The sequence below is a fragment of the Stenotrophomonas sp. YJH_SMC_120 genome (genome assembly GCF_059368675.1).
On record NZ_JCAFRY010000006.1, the window covers coordinates 58945 to 76304 of the forward strand.

The window sequence follows — 17360 nt, forward strand, 5'->3', positions numbered from 1 at the left end:
GTGGGTGCCAACCTTGGTCGGCACTCTTTACTGCCCTGGTGGGTGCCGACCGTTGGTCGGCACACCTGTCCCATCACACCCGCCCGAACACAAGCGCGGCGTTGGTGCCACCGAAGCCGAAGCTGTTGGACATCACCGTATCCAGCTGCTGCTCGCGGCTTTCGCGCAGGATCGGGAAGCTCTCCACCTTCGGGTCCAGCTCGCCGATGTTGGCCGAACCGGCAACGAAGCCATCGCGCATCATCAGCAGGCAATAGATCGCCTCGTGCACGCTCGCCGCACCGAGCGAATGGCCGGACAGCGCCTTGGTCGAGGACAGCGGCGGCACCGCATCGCCGAACACTTCGCGGATCGCATTGAGCTCGGTGACGTCGCCCAGCGGCGTGGAGGTGCCGTGGGTGTTGAGGTAGTCCAGCGGGCGATCGACGCCCTGCAGCGCCATCTTCATGCAGCGCACCGCGCCTTCGCCGGACGGAGCGACCATGTCGGCGCCGTCGGAGGTCACGCCATAGCCGATCAGTTCGGCGTGGATGTGCGCGCCGCGCGCAACGGCGTGGTCGTAGTCCTCCAGCACCAGCATGCCGCCACCACCGGCGATGACGAAGCCGTCGCGGTCCTTGTCGTACGGACGCGAGGCGCTGGCCGGGGTTTCGTTGAAGCTGGTCGACAGCGCGCCCATCGCATCGAACATCACGCTCATCGACCAGTGCAGGTCTTCACCGCCACCGGCGAACATGATGTCCTGCGCGCCATGGCGGATCATGTCCGCGGCCGCGCCGATACAGTGCGCCGAGGTCGCGCAGGCGGCCGACAGCGAATAGCTGACGCCCTTGATCTGGTAGGCCGTGGCCAGGCAGGCCGAGACCGTCGAGCACATCGTGCGCGGCACCATGTACGGGCCGACCTTGCGCACACCACGTTCGCGCAGCAGGTCGACCGCGCCGATCTGCCATTCGCTGGAGCCGCCACCGGAACCGGCGATCAGGCCGGTGCGCAGGCTGCTGACTTGCTCGGCGCTGAGCCCGGCATCGGCGATGGCATCGCGCATGGCCAGATAGGCGAAGGCCGCTGCATCGCTCATGAAGCGCTTCTGCTTGCGGTCGATCAGCGCCTCCAGATCGAGGTCGACACGACCGCCGACCTGGCTGCGCAGGCCCGCTTCGGCGTGGTCGGCCAGGGCGGTGATGCCCGAGCGCCCTTCGCGCAGCGCGGCCGAAACGGTATCCAGATCATTGCCGAGGCAGGACGTGATGCCCATGCCGGTGATGACGACGCGACGCATCAGAAGCTCCCGGTTTCGGTGAACAGGCCGACGCGCAGGTCGCGCGCGCTGTAGATTTCGCGGTCATCCACGTACATGCGGGCGTCCGACTGGGCCATCACCAGCTTGCGGTTGATGACGCGGCTGATGTCGATCTCGTAACGCACGAGCTTGGCTTCCGGCAGCACCTGGCCGGTGAACTTCACTTCGCCACAGCCCAGCGCGCGGCCCTTGCCGGGGGCGCCCAGCCAGGTCAGGAAGAAGCCGGTCAGCTGCCACATGGCGTCCAGGCCCAGGCAGCCGGGCATCACCGGGTCGCCAATGAAATGGCAGCCGAAGAACCACAGGTCCGGGCGGATATCCAGTTCGGCGCGTACCATGCCTTTGCCATGCGGTCCGCCGTCCTCGCGGATGTCGGTGATGCGGTCGAACATCAGCATCGGGTCGTTGGGCAGACGGCCGGCAGCGGTGCCGAACAGTTCACCGCGTGCGCTGGCCAGCAGCTGTTCGCGGTTGAACGCGTGGAGACGGGTCATGAAGCACAATCCTGGAAGCGAAGAACAGGGAAACAAGCGCCCGAGAATGCCCGTGGAAACTGCGCCGATCAAACATTTCAACCGTACGCAACCGTAGTGTTTTCAAGGGAATACGCGCATCCTGTTGATGTGCAACGACCATACTTCGGCGTGTGGCCCACCCGGCCCGGCCCCGCCTTTCCCAGCTGACATGACCCGACTGCGCAAGATCATCCACGTTGACATGGACGCGTTCTACGCGTCGGTGGAGCAGCGCGACGATCCGTCACTGCGTGGCAAGCCAGTGGTCGTGGCATGGCGTGGTGCCCGCTCGGTCGTATGCGCGGCGTCCTACGAGGCGCGCGTGTTCGGCGTGCGTTCGGCGATGCCCGCCGTGCGTGCCGAGCGCCTGTGCCCGGACGCGATCTTCGTGCCACCGGACTTCGCGCGTTACAAGGCGGTGTCACAGCAGGTACGCGCGATCTTCCTGCGCCATACCGACCTGGTCGAGCCGCTGTCGCTGGACGAGGCCTACCTGGACGTGACCGAGCCGAAGAGTGGCATCGAACTGGCCACCGACATCGCCCGCACCATCCGCGCGCAGATCCGCGAGGAAACGAACCTGACTGCTTCAGCCGGGATCGCGCCGAACAAGTTCCTGGCCAAGATCGCCTCGGACTGGCGCAAGCCCGACGGCCAGTTCGTGATTCCGCCGCAGCGCGTGGATGCGTTCCTGGCGCCGCTGCCGGTGAACCGCGTGCCCGGCGTCGGCAAGGTCATGGAAGGCAAGCTGGCCGCGCGCGGCATCGTCACCTGCGGCGACCTGCGGCAGTGGGCCTTGATCGATCTGGAAGAGGCATTCGGCAGCTTCGGCCGCAGCCTGTACAACCGCGCACGTGGCATCGACGAGCGGCCGGTGGAACCGGACCAGCAGGTGCAGTCGATCTCCTCGGAGGACACCTTCGCCGAAGACCTGCTGCTGGAAGACCTGACCGAGGCGATCGTGCAGCTGGCAGGGAAGACCTGGAACGCCACGCGCAAGACCGAGCGCATCGGCCACACCGTGGTGCTGAAACTGAAGACCGCGCAGTTCCGCATCCTCACCCGCAGCTTCACCCCGGAGCGCCCGCCGGAATCGATGGAAGAGCTGCGTGACATCGCCCTGTCGCTGCGCGCCCGCGTCGACCTGCCGGCGGAGACCCGTTACCGCCTGGTCGGCGTCGGCCTTGGTGGCTTCCGCGAAAAGGAGGCGGTGGTGCAGGGGGAACTGTTCGAGCACGACATGATCAATCCCACAGATACCTAATCATCAAACAGTGGGGTCAGAGCCCGTTGCGCAGCAACGGGATCCGACCCCGTGCGCAGACATGCCACCCAGGCAGATCGCGGAGAACTGTCGAAGGCGGGGTGGGTCCGGTTGCGGGGGCGTGAGCCGCATGGGCCCGAGGCATGCCTCGGGCGGGTTGGGCAGGACGCCCAACCCCGGTCTTGCCGTGTGCGCAGGACAGCGCACACGAGCAAGCCGCGATCGAGCTTACATGGGTGAGGGCGCTTTGCTTGCGAAGCACTGCTTCGCAAGCGCCCGAACGCACAGCCGCCAGCGGCTGGGCCGGGCCCCGGAGGGGGACTTGCAGCGTCCCCCGCAACCGGACCCACCTCGCCATCCCACGGATAGCCAGCTGTTGCTGTTGCTGTTGCTGTTGCCTCTGCGGGTGCAGGGCGCAGCCCTGCAAAAAGAAAACTCCCTACCTCACGGCCACTGCATCTCGCCCTTGGCCACCTTCGCACTCAGTTCCAGCGACGCCACGCCCGCCAGCTTCGGATAGCGCGCCTGCATCGCCTTCATCAGCGCCGCACTGTCCTTGGCCTTTGCCGTCTCGGCATCGAACGCGCGGATGTAGTCCGCCGTGAACACCAGCGCACTGGCATCCAGTGCGGCACCCGGCGCGTAATGCCCCGGCACCACCACCTTCGGCTTCAGCGCCTGCAACCGCTGCAGGGTCTGCAGCCAGTCGGCATGCGACTTCGGCGTCTGCGTGTCGGCCATCCACACGTGTTCACCGGCCACAACCGGAATGCCGCCGACGATCGCGCGCAGCGACGGCACCCACAACACCGTGCGATCAGGGGTTGGGCCGTCCAGGCCGATCAGCGGCAGGCGCTGGCCTTCCAGCTGCAGGGCGTCGCCGTCCAGCACCTGCGGCACCACGATGCGCGCCGGCACGTCTGCGCCCATCTTCGGCCCCCAGTAGGCCAGCTTGCCGGCCTGGCTCTGCTGGATATGGGCAACGGTCTGCGCGGTGGCGACGATGCGTGCCTGCGGGAACGCGTCCTGCAGGGTAGCCAGGCCGAAGTAATAGTCCGGATCACCGTGGCTGATGTAGATCGTTGTCAGCTGCTTGCCGCTGGCGCGGATCAGCTCGACCAGCTTGCGCGCGTCGCTGGCGCCGAACTGCGCATCGACCAGGATCGCGTCATGGCGGCCTTCGATCAGCACCGAAGACACCGAGAACATCGCCTGCGGTCCCGGATGGAAGGTCTGCAGGTGCAGCTGGGATCTGGTCGCCGTGGCCGGCGTCGGCGTGGCCGAAGCGGCCATCAGCGGAGCACTGGCGAAGGCGGCGGCCAGCGCGAGGGGAAGCAGCAGGGCAGCGGTGCGCATGGGAAATTCCTTGTGTCGAATGGGGAGCCGAACGTGGGCTATGCCGGGCGTCCTTGCCCGGGCCTCTGCGGGCCGTCGCAAGCGACGTTGGCAACGGCTCCTGCCGTTGCCTTCGGCTCTACAGGGCACGCGCGTCGATCAGTACGCCGCGGTGATGATCTGCTTCGGGTACTGGTGCGCTTCCAGCTCGGCGACGAACGCGGCGCCGTAGTCGGCATAGCTGATGCGGCTGTGGCCGCTGGCATCAGCGAGGAAGGCCTTGGGCTGCACGCGGTACTGGCCGCGCTCTTCACCCGGGCCGATTTCGGCGGCCGGCGAGAAGAAGGTCCAGTCCAGGTCGTCCAGCGCCTGCAGGCGATTGAAGGCTTCACGATGGGCCAGCGCGTACGGCTTGTAGGCCTCCGGGAAGTTGGGGGTATCGACCAGCTGCACGCCCGGCGCGACTTCCAGGCTGCCGGCGCCACCGACCACCACCAGGCGCGGTACACCGGCCTTGCGCGCGGCGGCGGCCAGCTGCGCGGCCACTTCGCCGACGCGGCCGATGTCATCGCCCGAACGCGGGCCATAGGCGCTGGCCAGCACGTCGTGGCCGGCGATGGCGGCGACCAGGGCATCCTGGTCATCCAGCGAGGCGATCACCGGATGGGCACCGGCCAGTTCGGCCGGAAGATCCTGCGCGCTGCGCACGATGACGGTGAGTTCGTGGCCGTTGGCCAGCGCGTGGCGGGCGATCTGGCGGCCGATGTTGCCGGTGGAACCAACGAGGGCGATCTTCATGGCAGGACTCCGTGGGGCGGTGTGGGGTGGGAATGGGGCCACTCTAGGCCGCTGCAGTCGCTCGAAAAACAGCGTATAACGCGCTTGTTTGTTGCATGGATCGAGCATATGGACCGACTGACCGCCATGACCGTATTCGTCGAGGTGGCCGAGCGCGGCAGCCTCACCGCCGCCGCCGAGGTGCTGGACATGTCGCGGGCGATGGTCAGCCGCTACCTGGCCGAGGTCGAGGCTTGGCTGGGCGCGCGCCTGCTGCACCGGACCACGCGCCGGGTCAGCCTGACCGGCCCCGGCGAGGCGGCGCTGGCGCGCTTCCGGCAGATGCTGGCCATCGGCGAGGAACTGCAGGGTGAGCTGGCCAGCGACGATCCCGAACCGCATGGCACGCTGCGGGTGACCGCCAGCGTGTCGTTCGGGCAGAGCCACCTGGCGCGTGCGGTGGCCGGTTTCGTCGCACGCCATCCGGCGGCGCGCATCGAACTGCTGCTGGTCGACCGCATGGTGAACCTGGTGGAAGAGCGGGTGGACCTTGCCGTGCGCATCGCCCGCCAGATCGATCCCAGCCTGATCGCACGACGGCTGGCCACCTGCCGCTCGGTGCTGTGCGCGACGCCGTCGTACCTGCACGCGCGCGGTACGCCTACCGCCCCGGAACACCTGGCCGGGCACAACTGCCTGACCCATCACTACGTGGGCAAGAGCCTGTGGCAGCTGCACCGCGATGGCCGTTCGCTGTCGGTGGCTGTGGGCGGCAACATCAGCGCCAACGAAGCGTCGCTGTTGCTGGAAGCGGTGCGTGCGGGCGCCGGCATCGCGATGCTGCCGACCTACCAGGTGGCGCCACTGCTGCGCAGTGGCGAGCTGATCGAGTTGTTGCCCGAGTTCAGTCTGGACGAACTCGGCATTCATGCCGTGTACGCATCACGGCGCCAGCAGCCCGCTATCATGCGGCGATTCCTGGACTTCCTGGCCGAGTGTTTCGCCAGCCCGGCCTTCCAGGATCTGGATTGGCGCCCACCGGGCAAGGAGAACACATGAACCACGGACAGGCCTTGATCGACCACAACCGTGCTGCCTGGGACCGCCAGGCCAGCGAAGTGCGCGAATGGTCGCGCCCGGTGGAAAGCTCAACGATTGCCGCCGCGCGCGATGGCCGCTGGCAGGTGCACCTGACCCCGCGCGCGCTGCCGCTGGACTGGCTGGGGGATGTGCGCGGCCGCCGCATCCTCTGCCTGGCCTCGGGCGGTGGCCAGCAGGCCCCGGTGCTGGCGGCGGCCGGGGCGGAGGTGACCGTGTTCGATCTGTCCGATGGCCAGCTCGAGCAGGATCGTCAGGTGGCGGCGCGTGATGGCCTGCAACTGCGCACGGTGCAGGGCGACATGCGCGATCTGCACGCCTTCGCCAACGACAGCTTCGATGTGGTGTTCCACCCGATATCCAACCTGTACGTGCCCGACGTCCGGCCGGTGTGGACCGAATGCCGCCGCGTGCTGGCGCGCGATGGCATGCTGATGGCCAGCTTCTACAACCCGGTGCTGTTCGTCGGTGCACGCGATCCGCAGCTGGATGCACAGGGCCTGATCCGGCCGCAGTACGCCATTCCCTATTCGGATCTGGAAGACCTGCCACCGGCCGAGCGCGAGGCGAAACTGGCGCGGGGCGATGCGCTGACCTTCGGCCACAGCCTGACCGAACTGATCGGTGGCCAGCTCGATGCCGGCTTCGTCATCGATCGCTTCATGGAAGACTGGCAGCCGCAGCCGCGCTTCCTGATCGACCGCTATCTGCCCACCTTCCTGGCTACCCGCGCGCGCCGGATCGGTTGAGGCGGATCGGTGCAAAAACCAGCGGCGTACAATGGACGGTCCCACGTCGCACAGGTGCCGTTCCCTTGTCGTATCCCTATCCGCTGGTCGTGTTCGACCTCGATGGCACGCTGGTCGACAGCGCTGCCGATATTGCCGAAGCGCTGAACCGCACGCTGGAGGACATCGGCGTGGCGCGTGTGCCGGAAGCCACCGTGCTGGGCTGGATCGGTGACGGTGTGCGTCGTCTGGTCGAGCAGGCGGTGCAGGCCGCCGGCCGCGAGGTGGACCTGGCCGAGGTGATGCCGGTGTTCATGGTGCACTACCGTGAGTGCCTGCTGCGCAGCCCGCGACTGTTCGACGGCGTGGGCGAAGCGCTGGCGCAACTGCGTGCGCGCAACGTGCCGCTGGCGATCTGCACCAACAAGCCCGAAGCACTGGTGCCGCCGCTGCTGCAGCACCTGGGTATCGGTGATGCATTCGCGCTGGTACTGGGGGGGGATTCGCTGCCGCAGCGCAAGCCCAGTGGCGAGCCACTGCGGCACATCGCCGCGCACTTCGGGCTGCCGGTGGAGTCCTGCCTGATGGTGGGTGATTCGTTGACCGACTACCGCGCCGCCGAAGAGGCCGGCATGCCGATCGCGCTGGTGCGCTACGGCTATCCGCGCGGCCTGGACCTGGCCACCGCGCATGCGGTGGCGGTGATCGACGACCTGCGTGAACTGCCGGGGTTGCGGGGCTGAAGCAGAGGGGTAGTGCCGGCCGCTGGCCGGCAACCCGGAATGCGTTGCCGAAGGTCATGATGTTGCCGGCCAGTGGCCGGCACTACCATGAACGTTGCGCTCACTTCGGCTGGTAACGCACGCTCAACTGGTACTCGCGGCCGGGCTGGTTGAACCATGCCACCGTTTCGTAGCGACGGTCGAAGACGTTGGCGGCGCGTGCCAGCAGCGACCACGATGGCGTCAGTGCGTACTCGGCGCGCAGGTCCAGCGTGCCGTAACCTCCCACCTTCACCGTGTTGGCGGCATCGTCGTAGCGCTTGCCGGCACCCTGCACGGTCAGGCCTGCGCGGAAATCGCCGAAGCGACGGTCGATGTCCAGGCGCGCGGTCTGCTGCGCGCGGCGTGGCAGCCAGTTGTCGAACTGGGTGCTGCCGCCGGTGCGGTTGCGCGGGTCGGTGTAGCTCAGCTGCGCGTTGATGTCGAAGCCGGCCAGCAGCACGCCACCGGTCAGCTCGGCACCGCGGATGCGGGCCTTCTCCACCTGCTGCATCTTGAAGGTTGCCGCATCGTAGGTGATCAGGTCATCGATGCGGGTTTCATACACGTCCAGGCCCCAGTGCCAGCCCTGGCCCTGCTGCGAAACGCCGAGGTTGGCGCTCTTGGACTTCTCCGGCTTCAACGTCGGCACGCCGCTCCACGGGTCGTACAGATCGCTGAAGGTCGGTGCCTTGAACGCCGTGCCATAGCTGGCGTTGAGGCGCAGGCCGTGGCCCAGCTCCATCGCCCAGCCAACGCTGCCGGTGGCGTGGTTGCCGAACTGCTGGTTGTCGTCGTTGCGTGCGCTGGCCTGCAGCTGGTGGCGGCCGAAGCGGCCCTGGTACTGCACGAACACGCCGGTGTTGCGGCGGCTGTCGACCAGGTAACCCGCGCTGCTGCCATCCAGGTTGTCTTCGCTCCAGTCAACGCCTGCGCTCAGCAGCTGGCCCTCGGCCACGCCGAAATCGCCCTGCAGGGAGGCGCTGTCGCGGTGGGTCTGTGCGCTGCCACGTGCACCGAAGTCGCCGAAGTTGTCCGACTCGTTGTCACTGCGGCCGACGTTGGCGGTGAATGCCAGGCGCTCGGACGGGGTGTAGCGCACCTTGCCGGCCAGCACCTGCTGGCGGGTTTCCGAATAGTTGTAGTAACCGTCGTAATGGTTCCTGCCGTCGGCGCGCAGGGCGCTGCCTTCCACGTTCCACTGCTCGTTGAAGGTGTAGCCACCGCGCAGGCTCTTGGACAGGTTGCGGTAGCCGTCGCGGTCGGGCTCGTCGGCGAAGCAGCCGGCGAACAGCGTGGCCGAGCCGCGGCAGGCATCGATGCCATCGGAATGCTGGTAGGCGATATCCGCACCGAACCAGCCGCGTTCGGTACCGCCGCCAATGCCACCGCTTGCTTCACGCAGGCCGTTGCTGCCACCGCCAAGCTGGAAGTGCGGAGCGAAATCGCCCTGGTTGCGGCGGGTGAAGATCTGGATCACGCCACCGATGGCGTCGGCGCCGTACAGGCTCGACTGCGGGCCGCGCACGATTTCCACGCGCTCGATCTGCGCCAGCGGCAGGTCCTGGTACATGGCCAGGCCGAGGTCGGCGCTGTTGATGCGCACGCCGTCCACCAGCACTACGGTGTGGCCGGAATTGGTACCGCGCAGGAACAGCGAGCTCTGCTTGCCGAGGCCGCCGGCATTGGCCAGGTTGATGCCGGCGCGACCGCGCAGCAGTTCCTGCAGCGAGGTGGCCTGGCTGGATTCGATCTGGGCGCGGTCGATCACCTGCGCCGGCGCGATGCTGTCCTGCAGGGCGATCGGGGTGCGGGTGGCAGTGACCAGGATCTGGTCGAGCGCGGTGGTGTCATTGGCGGCCTGGGCCAGCGCGGGCAGGGCGGCCAGCACGGCCAGGGACAGCATTCGGGACTGCAGCTTCATGGGGGACTCCGGGTGCCACGCACGCCCGCGTGGCGAAGGGGAGGAGCCGCGAAGGCAGGCGTGCGCCGATGCCGCAGCGCACGCCACGGTCATCCAGCGCCATGCCCACCGCATCGCGACCTGAGGCTTCCGGGCCGGTCTCCGGGCTTGCCGCCGGGTGGCGCGAGGCCACCGTCCAGGCGCCTTCCCATGCCTGCGGCACAGTGGCGGTGTTGCCTGGAACTGACGTGCTTACCGTTGCGGGGGCAGCGCCGGCCTGGCGTGGAATCACGCGTCACCGGCTTCCCGTTTCAACCTGCCGGCCATGGCCGCAGGTCACCTGGAAGTGGGCGCAGTCTACGGCATCGCAGGCCGTCCCGTTGCGTCGCGCCTGCGCGACTGCCTTTGCTGTGCCTTTAGAATGGTTGCTCGATCCCGTGGTGCCGTTGCCGATGTCCGCCCGTTTTCCGCTGTACCTGCGTCGCCCGTCCGGGACGCGCGCATGATCCTCGACCTGGTCCGCCATGCCGGCAATGGCCGTGATGAGTTCCTTGATGGCCGCAGCGACCCACCGCAGCTGGCCGGCCTGCCACAGGAGCTGGTCGAGGCCTACGCCGGGCAACGCTGGGAGCGGGTGATCAGTTCACCGCGGTTGCGCGCGCTGCATACGGCGATGGCCCTGGCCACGCCGCGTGGGCTGGACGTGGAAGCGGACGAGGAATGGGAAGAACTGGACTTCGGCGATTGGGACGGGCGGTCGCTGTTCGACCTGCCGGAGGATGCACTGGCGGCCTTCCATGCCGACCCGCACGCGTTCCCGCCGCCCAATGGCGAGAGCTGGGGCCACTTCGAGCGGCGCATCGCGCGCGCGCTGGATCGCCTGCTCGATGATGACGATCCGGTGCCGACGCTGGTGGTCAGCCATGGCGGCCCGTTGCGCATGGTGCTGTCGCAGGTCTGCGGCCTGCCGATGTCGCTGTGCTGGGCGCTGCGCATCGACCACGGCACGCGCCTGCGGGTGTGGCTGGAGCGCGGCGAGATCGGGCTGGTGGGTGAGTTGCTGGAGCTGCAGCAGCCCTGAGCGCACTCGCCGGGCATGGCCCGGCGCTACCGATCCCGCATCACACTGGTAATGCCGGCCGCTGGCCGGCATCCCCAGGAACGCGGAGGCCTCAATCCTCGTCCGCGCCCTCGGCCACGCTGTCTTCAGCGTCATCGTCGGCATCGAAGCGCTGCTCATGCACCGGGCCCGATGCCGGGCCGGCTGCCTTCAGCGGATGCGCAGCGATGCGTGCTTCGTAATCCTGCACCAGTGCTTCACGCTGTGGCTCGCTCAGCTCCTGCCAATGGCAGTCCAGCAACGCGCCTTCCAGCGAGTACAGCAGGTTCAGGCTGGGCTTGAAGCCGGCGCGCTTGACCTTGACGAAGGCGCCGACGGCTCCGATCGCGACCAGGTCGTCGCGGCTGCGCAGGCCGACCTGGCGCAGCCACGCCGCACTTTTCGGGCCGATGTTGCGCAGCTTCGGTGCGCTCATCCCAGCGCCTCAACGAACACGCGGGCGATGGCTTCCAGGCCAGCCTGGTCGTCGGCATCGAAGCGGCCGACCTTCGGGCTGTCGATGTCGAACACGCCGATCAGTTCATCGCCGCGCAGCAGCGGCACTACCAGTTCCGAGCGCGAGGCCGAATCGCAGGCGATGTGGCCGGGGAAGGCGTCGACGTCCTCTACGCGCTGGGTCACGCGCTGGCTGGCGGCGGCACCGCACACGCCCTTGTCCAGCGGGATGCGCACGCAGGCCGGCAGGCCCTGGAACGGGCCGACCACCAGTTCCTTGCCGTCGTACAGGTAGAAGCCCACCCAGTTCAGGTCGGGCAGGGCGTGGTAGACCAGGGCCGAGAGGTTGGCCGCGTTGGCGATGCGGTCGGACTCGGCGTAGACCAGGCCACGGGCCTGTTCCAGCAGCTGGGCGTATTGTTCCGGCTTGCTGCCGGTGAGCGAGGCATTGGCGAACATGCCAGCAGTCTAGCAAGCGTGCCGGGCCAGCGATAATGCACACACTGTTGCCCTGTTGGAGCCCGTCGATGCCGTTGCCCGCCACGCTGCCGCCCGCCCTGTTCGTCACCGGCACCGATACCGAGATCGGCAAGACCGCGGCCAGCACCGCGCTGCTGCACACACTGCGCCGGCGCGGCCTGCGTGCGGTGGGCATGAAGCCGGTGGCCAGCGGCAGCGAAGACCTGGGCCAGGGCCTGCGCAACGAAGACGCATTGGCGCTGCAGGCGGCCAGCTGGCCGGTACCGGACTATGCCGATCTGAACCCATATGCGTTGCGCCAGCCGCTGGCACCGGAGCTGGCCGCTGCCGCGGACGGCGTGCAGGTGGAGCTGGCGCCGATCATGGCAGCGTTCGAGCGGCTGCGCGCGCAGGCCGATGTCGTGGTGGTCGAGGGGGTTGGCGGTTGGCTGGCACCAGTCTCGGCCACGCTCGACCAGCTCGACCTGGTGCGCGCATTGCGGTTGCCGGTGTTGCTGGTGGTGGGCATGCGGCTGGGCTGCGTCAACCACGCGCGACTGACCGCGCAGTCGTTGCAGGCCAGCGGCGTGGAGTGCCTGGGCTGGATCGGCAACCACATCGACCCGGCGATGCAGCGCCAGGATGAGAACATCGCAACGCTGCAGCAGCGCCTGCCGATGCCGTGCTGGGGGCGGCTGCCACATCTGCCGGGAGCGGATGGCGAAGCGTTGAGCGCGCATCTGCTCGATTGACTTGGGGTAGTGCCGGCCGCTGGCCGGCAACCTCGATGTATCCACCTGCGTGCAGTTGCCGGCCAGCGGCCGGCACTACCGTGCTGCGGCCGCCAGCTCCCGCGCGATCGCACCCAACCGCTCCACCGCGCCGATGAAGCGTGCATCCAGCGTCTGGCAGCACGACAGCCGCAGGCAATGGCGATACCGCGCGCCGCGTGAATACACCTGGCCGGGCATGAACACGATGTCCTCCTGCAGTGCACGCTCGAACAGCTCGCGCGTGTCCACGCCCGGCAGTTCCAGCCACAGCAGGAAGCCACCCTGCGGTTCGGTGGCGCGGGTGCCGGCCGGGAAGTGTTCGGCCACCAGCTGGCGCAGCCGTCCGACCTGTTCGCGGTACAGCCGGCGCATGCGATGCAGATGGTGCTCGTAGCTGCCCGCTTCCAGATAGGCCGCCACCGCGTCGCCCAGCAGCTGCGGCTCGCCGCCGGTGGACTGGAATTTCAGCAGCGCGATGCGCTCGGCGAAGCGGCCGCCATCGAGCCAGCCGATGCGGTAATCCGGCGCCAGCGTCTTGGAAAAGCCGCCGACCACCATCACCCAGCCATCGCGATCGAAGGCCTTCAGGAGCGGTGCCGGCGGTTCGCAGAACTGCAGTTCTGCATACACCGCATCTTCGATCAGCGGCAGCTGGCGTGCGTTGACCAGTTCGGCCAGGCGTTGCTTGGCGGTGGTCGGCATGGTGCAGCCGAGCGGGTTGTGCACGGTCGGCATCACCACCAGTGCGGCCAGCGGCGTGTGCTCCAGCAGCGCATCCAGCGCATCCACATCCAGGCCGAGCTGCGGGTGGGTGGGCAGTTCGATGGCCTGCAGGCCGAGGTTGGCCAGCAACGGGTAGAGGTTGAAGTAGGACGGCGCCTCGATGCCGACCGCATCACCGGGCTGGGTGACCGCGCGTAGTGCCAGCTGCAGGCCTTCCATCGCACCGTGGGTCAGCAGCAGGCGTTCGCTGTGGGTATGCAGGCCCATGCGCGGGCCGCGGCGCACGATCTGCGCCAGCAGCCGTGGCGAGCCGTTGGGGCGTGCGTAGGTCTCCACGGTCTGCTGGCCATGGCGCAGTACCTGCGCCGTGTGCTTGGCCAGCTGCGCGCCGGGGTAGAACTGGCGACCGCGCGGGCCGGCAAAGGCCACGTCGATCACGCCGGGGCGGCGCTGTGCTTCCAGCACGCGGGCCATCAGTACCTGCTGCAGCGGCGCGGTGGGCGCAGAAGGTGTGTCGCGCAGCGAACGTTCCGGCACCGACAGCCGCGGCGCGACCTCGAAGCCGGCCTTGGGCCGCGGAATGACCAGACCAGCGTCTTCCAGCTGGCGGTAGGCGGCGATCACCGTGTTCAGGCTGAGCCTGCGCTGCAGGGCCATCTGCCGCAGCGAGGGCAGGCGGCTGCCTACCGGAAGGCGTCCGCCGTGGATGGCCTCGGCCAGTTCGTCGGACAGCCGTTGGTAGCGGGGGGGGATCATTGCGCTCTGATCATCTGTATCCATCGAGTTTCCCGCCATCTGGTGCTGTACCCATGATGACGGCGAGCCTAGCATGTCGTTGTCGGCCGGGCCTGATCGGGGCACGGCCGGTACTTTCCAAGCGCACGGCTGGATGGCCGTGCGTCTTTTTTTGGTAGTGCCGGCCGCTGGCCGGCAATCCCTTTTTGGTAGTGCCGGCCGCTGGCCGGCAATCCCTGGAACCGCAAGAGCCGGCCAGCGGCCGGCACTACCCGGGGCGTTACCGCATCGGCAGGAGCCGCACCGAGCGCCAGCCGGCCCCACGGAAATGCCGTCAGCGCATCGGCACCAGCGCTGCATCGCGCCGGTACAGCCCCGGGAACTGCCTGCCCAAGGCGGCCAGCTTCGGCGCGTCGTAGTAGCGGATGTAGGCGGCCTGCGGGTAATTGGTCATGTAGTTCTGGTGGTAGCTCTCGGCCGGGTAGAAGCGCTGGCCGCTGACCAGCTGGGTGACGATCGGCGCGCGGAAGCTGCCGGCCTGGCCGAGCTGGGCGATGTAGGCGCGGCTGGCCGCCTGCTGGCGGGCGTCGTCAGTGAAGATCGCCGACCGGTACTGGCTGCCGTGGTCGGGCCCCTGACGGTTGAGCTGGGTCGGGTCGTGCACCACCGAGAAGAACACCTGCATCAACTGCCCATAGCTGACCTGGCGTGGGTCGTAGTCGACCTTCACCGCTTCGGCATGACCGGTCTGACCGCTGCTGACCCGCTCATAGCGGGCATTGGCAGCGCTGCCACCGATGTAGCCGGACACCGCATTACTCACGCCTTTGACATGCTGGAACACGCCCTGCACGCCCCAGAAGCAACCGCCGGCGAACACCACGCTGGCGTGGGTGGCGTCATCGCGGAACGCGGCATCGCCGCTGGGTGCTGGCAGCGCGCCGGTCTGCGCGCTGGCTTCGACCGGTGCCGCGATGGCGCCATGGTCAACGAGCAGCACGCCGGCGATGAGTGCCGTGGCCACCAGTCCGGCAACGCCAGCGGCAATGCCCTGCTCAAAGGAGAATTTCATCGTGTCCTCCCGGTTCAACCGAAGGTGAAGGCATAGGCCTGCACGCCCGCATCGAGGAATTCGATCTCGAAGCGGTGCGGGCTGACCGTGCCGCGTTGGCGCACCAGCTGGTAGAGGCGGTGCTCGTCGACCACGCCGCTGCCATCGGCGCCGACATCAGTGCCGGCATCGGTGGCCGGCAATGGCTTGCCATCCAGCAGGACGCGGAAGTGCACCGGCTTTCCTTCCTGGCCTGGTGCCAGCACCAGGTGCAGGTCGCGCGCATGGAACTGGAAGGCGATGCGGCCACCGGCCTGCTGCACCTGCGCAGCCTCGTCGGTAACGGTCCAGCGTCCGGACAGGCCCCACTGATTCAACGCCAGGGTGGCCGGCAATGTGTAGTCGAACGCGGTGTCGCTGCGCTGCCCACCGGGCGAGGCGAACTGCTCGGCACGGGCGTGGCCCAGATAGGTTTCCGGCGAGCGCAGATTGCCCATGTCGGCCTGCGCAGCCACGCCCTTCAGATCGGCGGCGGCCGGATCGGCCGGCGGCGGCAGGTTCGTCTGGCCGGCCTCGGTCAGCAAGCGACGGATCACCTGTTCCGAGCGCGCATAGTTGCCCTCGCCGAACTGGTGGCCGCGGATGTTGCCCTGCGCATCGACGAAGTACTGCGCCGGCCAGTAGCGGTTGTTGAACGCGCGCCAGATCGTGTACTGGTTGTCCAGCGCCACCGGGTACTCGACCTTCAGCTGCTGCACCGCCTTCATGACGTTGCGCGGGTCACGCTCGAAGGCGAACTCCGGGGTGTGCACGCCGACCACTACCAGGCCGTGGTCGCGATAACGGCGCTCCCATTCGTGCACGAACGGCATCGCGCGCAGGCAGTTGATGCACGAGTACGTCCAGAAATCGACCAGCACCACCTTGCCGCGCAGCTGCTGGGCCGTCAGCGGCGGGCTGTTGAGCCAGCCGGTGGCACCATCCAGCGCGGGCAGGGTGCCTTCCACCGGCAGCGGTGCATCGGCAGCGGCGTTGGCACCGGCCATCATCATCGGCGGAGCTGCCGGCTGCGCGCCGGGTACCGCATCCAGCAGGCCCTGCTCGATACGCGCGGTGCTGACCGTGGAAAGACGGGTCAGCAGGCCGGTATCCCAGCCCAGGGCGATCGCCACCACCGCCAGCAAGGCGGCCACGCCCAGCACCTTGCGCAGCACATCGCCAAGGCCAAGCCGCGCGTGCAGCGCACGGAACACGCGGCCGCCCACCCACACGGCCAGGGCCAGCGCCGTGATCGCGCCCAGCGCATATGCCAGCAGCAGGGTAGTGGTACCCACGCTGGCGCCATGCAGCGCGGCACCGGTCAGCACCAGGCCGAGGATCGGCCCGGCGCACGGCGCCCACAGCAGGCCGGTGGCGATACCGATCAGCAGCGAGGTCCATGCGCCGCCACGCCCCGCTGCGTCGGCCGCATCGGCACGCGCGCTCAAGCGGGCACCCACGCGCTGGAACGGCGCCAGCAGGTGGTCGGCCAGTCGTGGCCAGAGCAATGCCAGTGCGAACAGCGCCATCAGCAGCACGGCGATCCAGCGTCCGACCTGGTTGGCCTGTGCCACCCATTGGCTGCCCACCGCAGCCAGGCTGGCGACCACGGTGAAGGTGAGTGCCATGCCCAGCAGCAGCGGCAGCGTGCTGCGCAGGAAGGGGCGGTCGGCACGGGCGAACACGAACGGCAGCACCGGCAGGATGCAGGGACTGAGCAGGGTCAGCGCGCCCCCCAGGTAGGCAAGCAGCAACAGCAGCATCGTCAGGCTCCGGAAGCAGGGGAAGAACCGACCGGCACCCGCCAGCCATCGGCGGTACCGCCCTCAGCGGCACCGGGAACGAACACCATCGCCGCGCCGTTCATGCAGTAGCGAAGTCCGGTTGGGCGAGGCCCGTCGTTGAACACATGGCCGAGATGGCCACCGCAGCGACGGCAGTGCACCTCCACCCGCAGCATGCCGAAGGTGACGTCGCGGTCTTCGCTGATGGCGTTGTGCAGTGGCGCCCAGAAGCTGGGCCAGCCGGTGCCGCTCTCGAACTTGGTGGAGGAGGAGAACAGCGGCAGCGCACAGCCGGCGCAGGCAAACGTGCCCTGCCGGTGTTCCCTGTTGAGCGGGCTGCTGTACGGGCGCTCGGTCGCCTGCTGGCGCAGCACTGCGTACTGCGCCGGGGTCAGGCGCTGGCGCCAGTCGGCATCGCTGCGCATGACCTCGAACTGTCGCGACGGGCGCGCTTCAGCGGCGGCCGGGGCGGCACGGCTGCAGGCCCCTAGGCCGAGCAGGCCGGCGGCGGTGGCAACACCGCCCAGGCCCAGCAGATGGCGTCGGGTAAGGGACAT

The 17360-nt window shown here is 68.3% G+C and carries 17 protein-coding genes and 1 riboswitch; of the genes, 6 read left to right on the forward strand and 11 right to left on the reverse strand.

Going from position 1 to position 17360, the window contains the following annotated elements; genetic code table 11:
* Positions 1 to 73: 73 nt before the first annotated feature.
* Positions 74 to 1282, reverse strand: coding sequence for a beta-ketoacyl-ACP synthase I (fabB, locus tag AC5P60_RS10105; protein ID WP_088428693.1), 1209 nt, complete (start codon positions 1280 to 1282; stop codon positions 74 to 76).
* Positions 1282 to 1797, reverse strand: a complete 516-nt coding sequence (fabA, locus tag AC5P60_RS10110; protein WP_005407930.1) for a 3-hydroxyacyl-[acyl-carrier-protein] dehydratase FabA — start codon at positions 1795 to 1797, stop codon at positions 1282 to 1284. The genes fabB and fabA overlap by 1 nt, the downstream gene beginning before the upstream one ends.
* Positions 1798 to 1987: 190 nt before the next feature.
* Here fabA and dinB point away from each other — a divergent pair, with 190 nt between their 5' ends.
* Positions 1988 to 3082: a DNA polymerase IV gene (dinB, locus tag AC5P60_RS10115; protein WP_111188501.1), complete on the forward strand. Its 1095-nt coding sequence runs from the start codon at positions 1988 to 1990 to the stop codon at positions 3080 to 3082.
* 444 nt (positions 3083 to 3526) lie between these two features.
* Here dinB and AC5P60_RS10120 read toward each other — a convergent pair whose 3' ends face one another.
* Together AC5P60_RS10120 and AC5P60_RS10125 are read right to left on the reverse strand one after the other, a co-directional pair.
* Positions 3527 to 4438, reverse strand: coding sequence for an MBL fold metallo-hydrolase (locus AC5P60_RS10120; protein WP_483693451.1), 912 nt, complete (start codon positions 4436 to 4438; stop codon positions 3527 to 3529).
* 138 nt (positions 4439 to 4576) lie between these two features.
* Positions 4577 to 5215 (reverse strand): NAD(P)-dependent oxidoreductase, encoded by a 639-nt coding sequence (locus tag AC5P60_RS10125; RefSeq protein ID WP_197614719.1) that lies wholly within the window; start codon positions 5213 to 5215, stop codon positions 4577 to 4579.
* Positions 5216 to 5323: 108 nt separating this feature from the next.
* Here AC5P60_RS10125 and AC5P60_RS10130 point away from each other — a divergent pair, with 108 nt between their 5' ends.
* The 3 genes from AC5P60_RS10130 (at position 5324) to gph (ending at position 7763) form a co-directional block, all read left to right on the forward strand.
* Positions 5324 to 6253: a LysR family transcriptional regulator gene (locus tag AC5P60_RS10130; protein ID WP_197614720.1), complete on the forward strand. Its 930-nt coding sequence runs from the start codon at positions 5324 to 5326 to the stop codon at positions 6251 to 6253.
* Positions 6250 to 7041 (forward strand): class I SAM-dependent methyltransferase, encoded by a 792-nt coding sequence (locus AC5P60_RS10135; RefSeq protein ID WP_005412139.1) that lies wholly within the window; start codon positions 6250 to 6252, stop codon positions 7039 to 7041. The genes AC5P60_RS10130 and AC5P60_RS10135 overlap by 4 nt, the downstream gene beginning before the upstream one ends.
* A gap of 65 nt (positions 7042 to 7106) precedes the next feature.
* Positions 7107 to 7763: a phosphoglycolate phosphatase gene (gene gph, locus AC5P60_RS10140; RefSeq protein ID WP_262225795.1), complete on the forward strand. Its 657-nt coding sequence runs from the start codon at positions 7107 to 7109 to the stop codon at positions 7761 to 7763.
* Positions 7764 to 7863: 100 nt separating this feature from the next.
* Here gph and btuB read toward each other — a convergent pair whose 3' ends face one another.
* Positions 7864 to 9705: a TonB-dependent vitamin B12 receptor gene (gene btuB, locus AC5P60_RS10145; protein WP_262225794.1), complete on the reverse strand. Its 1842-nt coding sequence runs from the start codon at positions 9703 to 9705 to the stop codon at positions 7864 to 7866.
* A 115-nt stretch (positions 9706 to 9820) separates the two neighbouring features.
* Positions 9821 to 10043: riboswitch (cobalamin riboswitch) on the reverse strand.
* A gap of 143 nt (positions 10044 to 10186) precedes the next feature.
* On the opposite strand from btuB, the gene AC5P60_RS10150 reads away from it, so the two are divergent.
* A complete protein-coding gene (locus AC5P60_RS10150) occupies positions 10187 to 10765 on the forward strand; it encodes a histidine phosphatase family protein (protein ID WP_005407938.1) in 579 nt (192 codons plus the stop codon).
* A 91-nt stretch (positions 10766 to 10856) separates the two neighbouring features.
* Here the strand turns inward: AC5P60_RS10150 and AC5P60_RS10155 are convergent, their stop codons facing one another.
* Together AC5P60_RS10155 and AC5P60_RS10160 are read right to left on the reverse strand one after the other, a co-directional pair.
* Positions 10857 to 11219 (reverse strand): TfoX/Sxy family protein, encoded by a 363-nt coding sequence (locus tag AC5P60_RS10155; protein WP_005407939.1) that lies wholly within the window; start codon positions 11217 to 11219, stop codon positions 10857 to 10859.
* A complete protein-coding gene (locus AC5P60_RS10160; RefSeq protein ID WP_005407940.1) occupies positions 11216 to 11698 on the reverse strand; it encodes a GAF domain-containing protein in 483 nt (160 codons plus the stop codon). The genes AC5P60_RS10155 and AC5P60_RS10160 overlap by 4 nt, the downstream gene beginning before the upstream one ends.
* A gap of 68 nt (positions 11699 to 11766) precedes the next feature.
* Here AC5P60_RS10160 and bioD point away from each other — a divergent pair, with 68 nt between their 5' ends.
* Entirely contained in the window at positions 11767 to 12450 is a 684-nt protein-coding gene (gene bioD / locus AC5P60_RS10165) for a dethiobiotin synthase (RefSeq protein ID WP_005407941.1), read from the forward strand.
* 75 nt (positions 12451 to 12525) lie between these two features.
* Here the strand turns inward: bioD and AC5P60_RS10170 are convergent, their stop codons facing one another.
* From AC5P60_RS10170 to msrB, 4 genes are all read right to left on the reverse strand, one after another.
* Positions 12526 to 13974, reverse strand: coding sequence for an aminotransferase-like domain-containing protein (locus tag AC5P60_RS10170; protein ID WP_495201735.1), 1449 nt, complete (start codon positions 13972 to 13974; stop codon positions 12526 to 12528).
* Between the two features lie 289 nt (positions 13975 to 14263).
* On the reverse strand, positions 14264 to 15001 hold the full coding sequence (gene msrA / locus AC5P60_RS10175; protein ID WP_483693452.1) for a peptide-methionine (S)-S-oxide reductase MsrA: 738 nt from the start codon (positions 14999 to 15001) through the stop codon (positions 14264 to 14266).
* A gap of 14 nt (positions 15002 to 15015) precedes the next feature.
* Entirely contained in the window at positions 15016 to 16782 is a 1767-nt protein-coding gene (locus AC5P60_RS10180) for a cytochrome c biogenesis protein DipZ (RefSeq protein WP_483693453.1), read from the reverse strand.
* A gap of 2 nt (positions 16783 to 16784) precedes the next feature.
* On the reverse strand, positions 16785 to 17360 hold the full coding sequence (msrB, locus tag AC5P60_RS10185; protein WP_483693454.1) for a peptide-methionine (R)-S-oxide reductase MsrB: 576 nt from the start codon (positions 17358 to 17360) through the stop codon (positions 16785 to 16787).

Coding starts and splice junctions, on each gene's coding strand:
- AC5P60_RS10170 (WP_495201735.1), bottom strand. CDS start 13,974: ATGGATACAGATGATCAGAGCGCAATGATCCCCCCCCGCTACCAACGG.
- fabB (WP_088428693.1), bottom strand. CDS start 1,282: ATGCGTCGCGTCGTCATCACCGGCATGGGCATCACGTCCTGCCTCGGC.
- msrB (WP_483693454.1), bottom strand. CDS start 17,360: ATGTCCCTTACCCGACGCCATCTGCTGGGCCTGGGCGGTGTTGCCACC.
- btuB (WP_262225794.1), bottom strand. CDS start 9,705: ATGAAGCTGCAGTCCCGAATGCTGTCCCTGGCCGTGCTGGCCGCCCTG.
- AC5P60_RS10125 (WP_197614719.1), bottom strand. CDS start 5,215: ATGAAGATCGCCCTCGTTGGTTCCACCGGCAACATCGGCCGCCAGATC.
- AC5P60_RS10120 (WP_483693451.1), bottom strand. CDS start 4,438: ATGCGCACCGCTGCCCTGCTGCTTCCCCTCGCGCTGGCCGCCGCCTTC.
- bioD (WP_005407941.1), top strand. CDS start 11,767: ATGCCGTTGCCCGCCACGCTGCCGCCCGCCCTGTTCGTCACCGGCACC.
- AC5P60_RS10180 (WP_483693453.1), bottom strand. CDS start 16,782: ATGCTGCTGTTGCTGCTTGCCTACCTGGGGGGCGCGCTGACCCTGCTC.
- dinB (WP_111188501.1), top strand. CDS start 1,988: ATGACCCGACTGCGCAAGATCATCCACGTTGACATGGACGCGTTCTAC.
- AC5P60_RS10135 (WP_005412139.1), top strand. CDS start 6,250: ATGAACCACGGACAGGCCTTGATCGACCACAACCGTGCTGCCTGGGAC.
- AC5P60_RS10155 (WP_005407939.1), bottom strand. CDS start 11,219: ATGAGCGCACCGAAGCTGCGCAACATCGGCCCGAAAAGTGCGGCGTGG.
- fabA (WP_005407930.1), bottom strand. CDS start 1,797: ATGACCCGTCTCCACGCGTTCAACCGCGAACAGCTGCTGGCCAGCGCA.
- msrA (WP_483693452.1), bottom strand. CDS start 15,001: ATGAAATTCTCCTTTGAGCAGGGCATTGCCGCTGGCGTTGCCGGACTG.
- AC5P60_RS10130 (WP_197614720.1), top strand. CDS start 5,324: ATGGACCGACTGACCGCCATGACCGTATTCGTCGAGGTGGCCGAGCGC.
- AC5P60_RS10160 (WP_005407940.1), bottom strand. CDS start 11,698: ATGTTCGCCAATGCCTCGCTCACCGGCAGCAAGCCGGAACAATACGCC.
- AC5P60_RS10150 (WP_005407938.1), top strand. CDS start 10,187: ATGATCCTCGACCTGGTCCGCCATGCCGGCAATGGCCGTGATGAGTTC.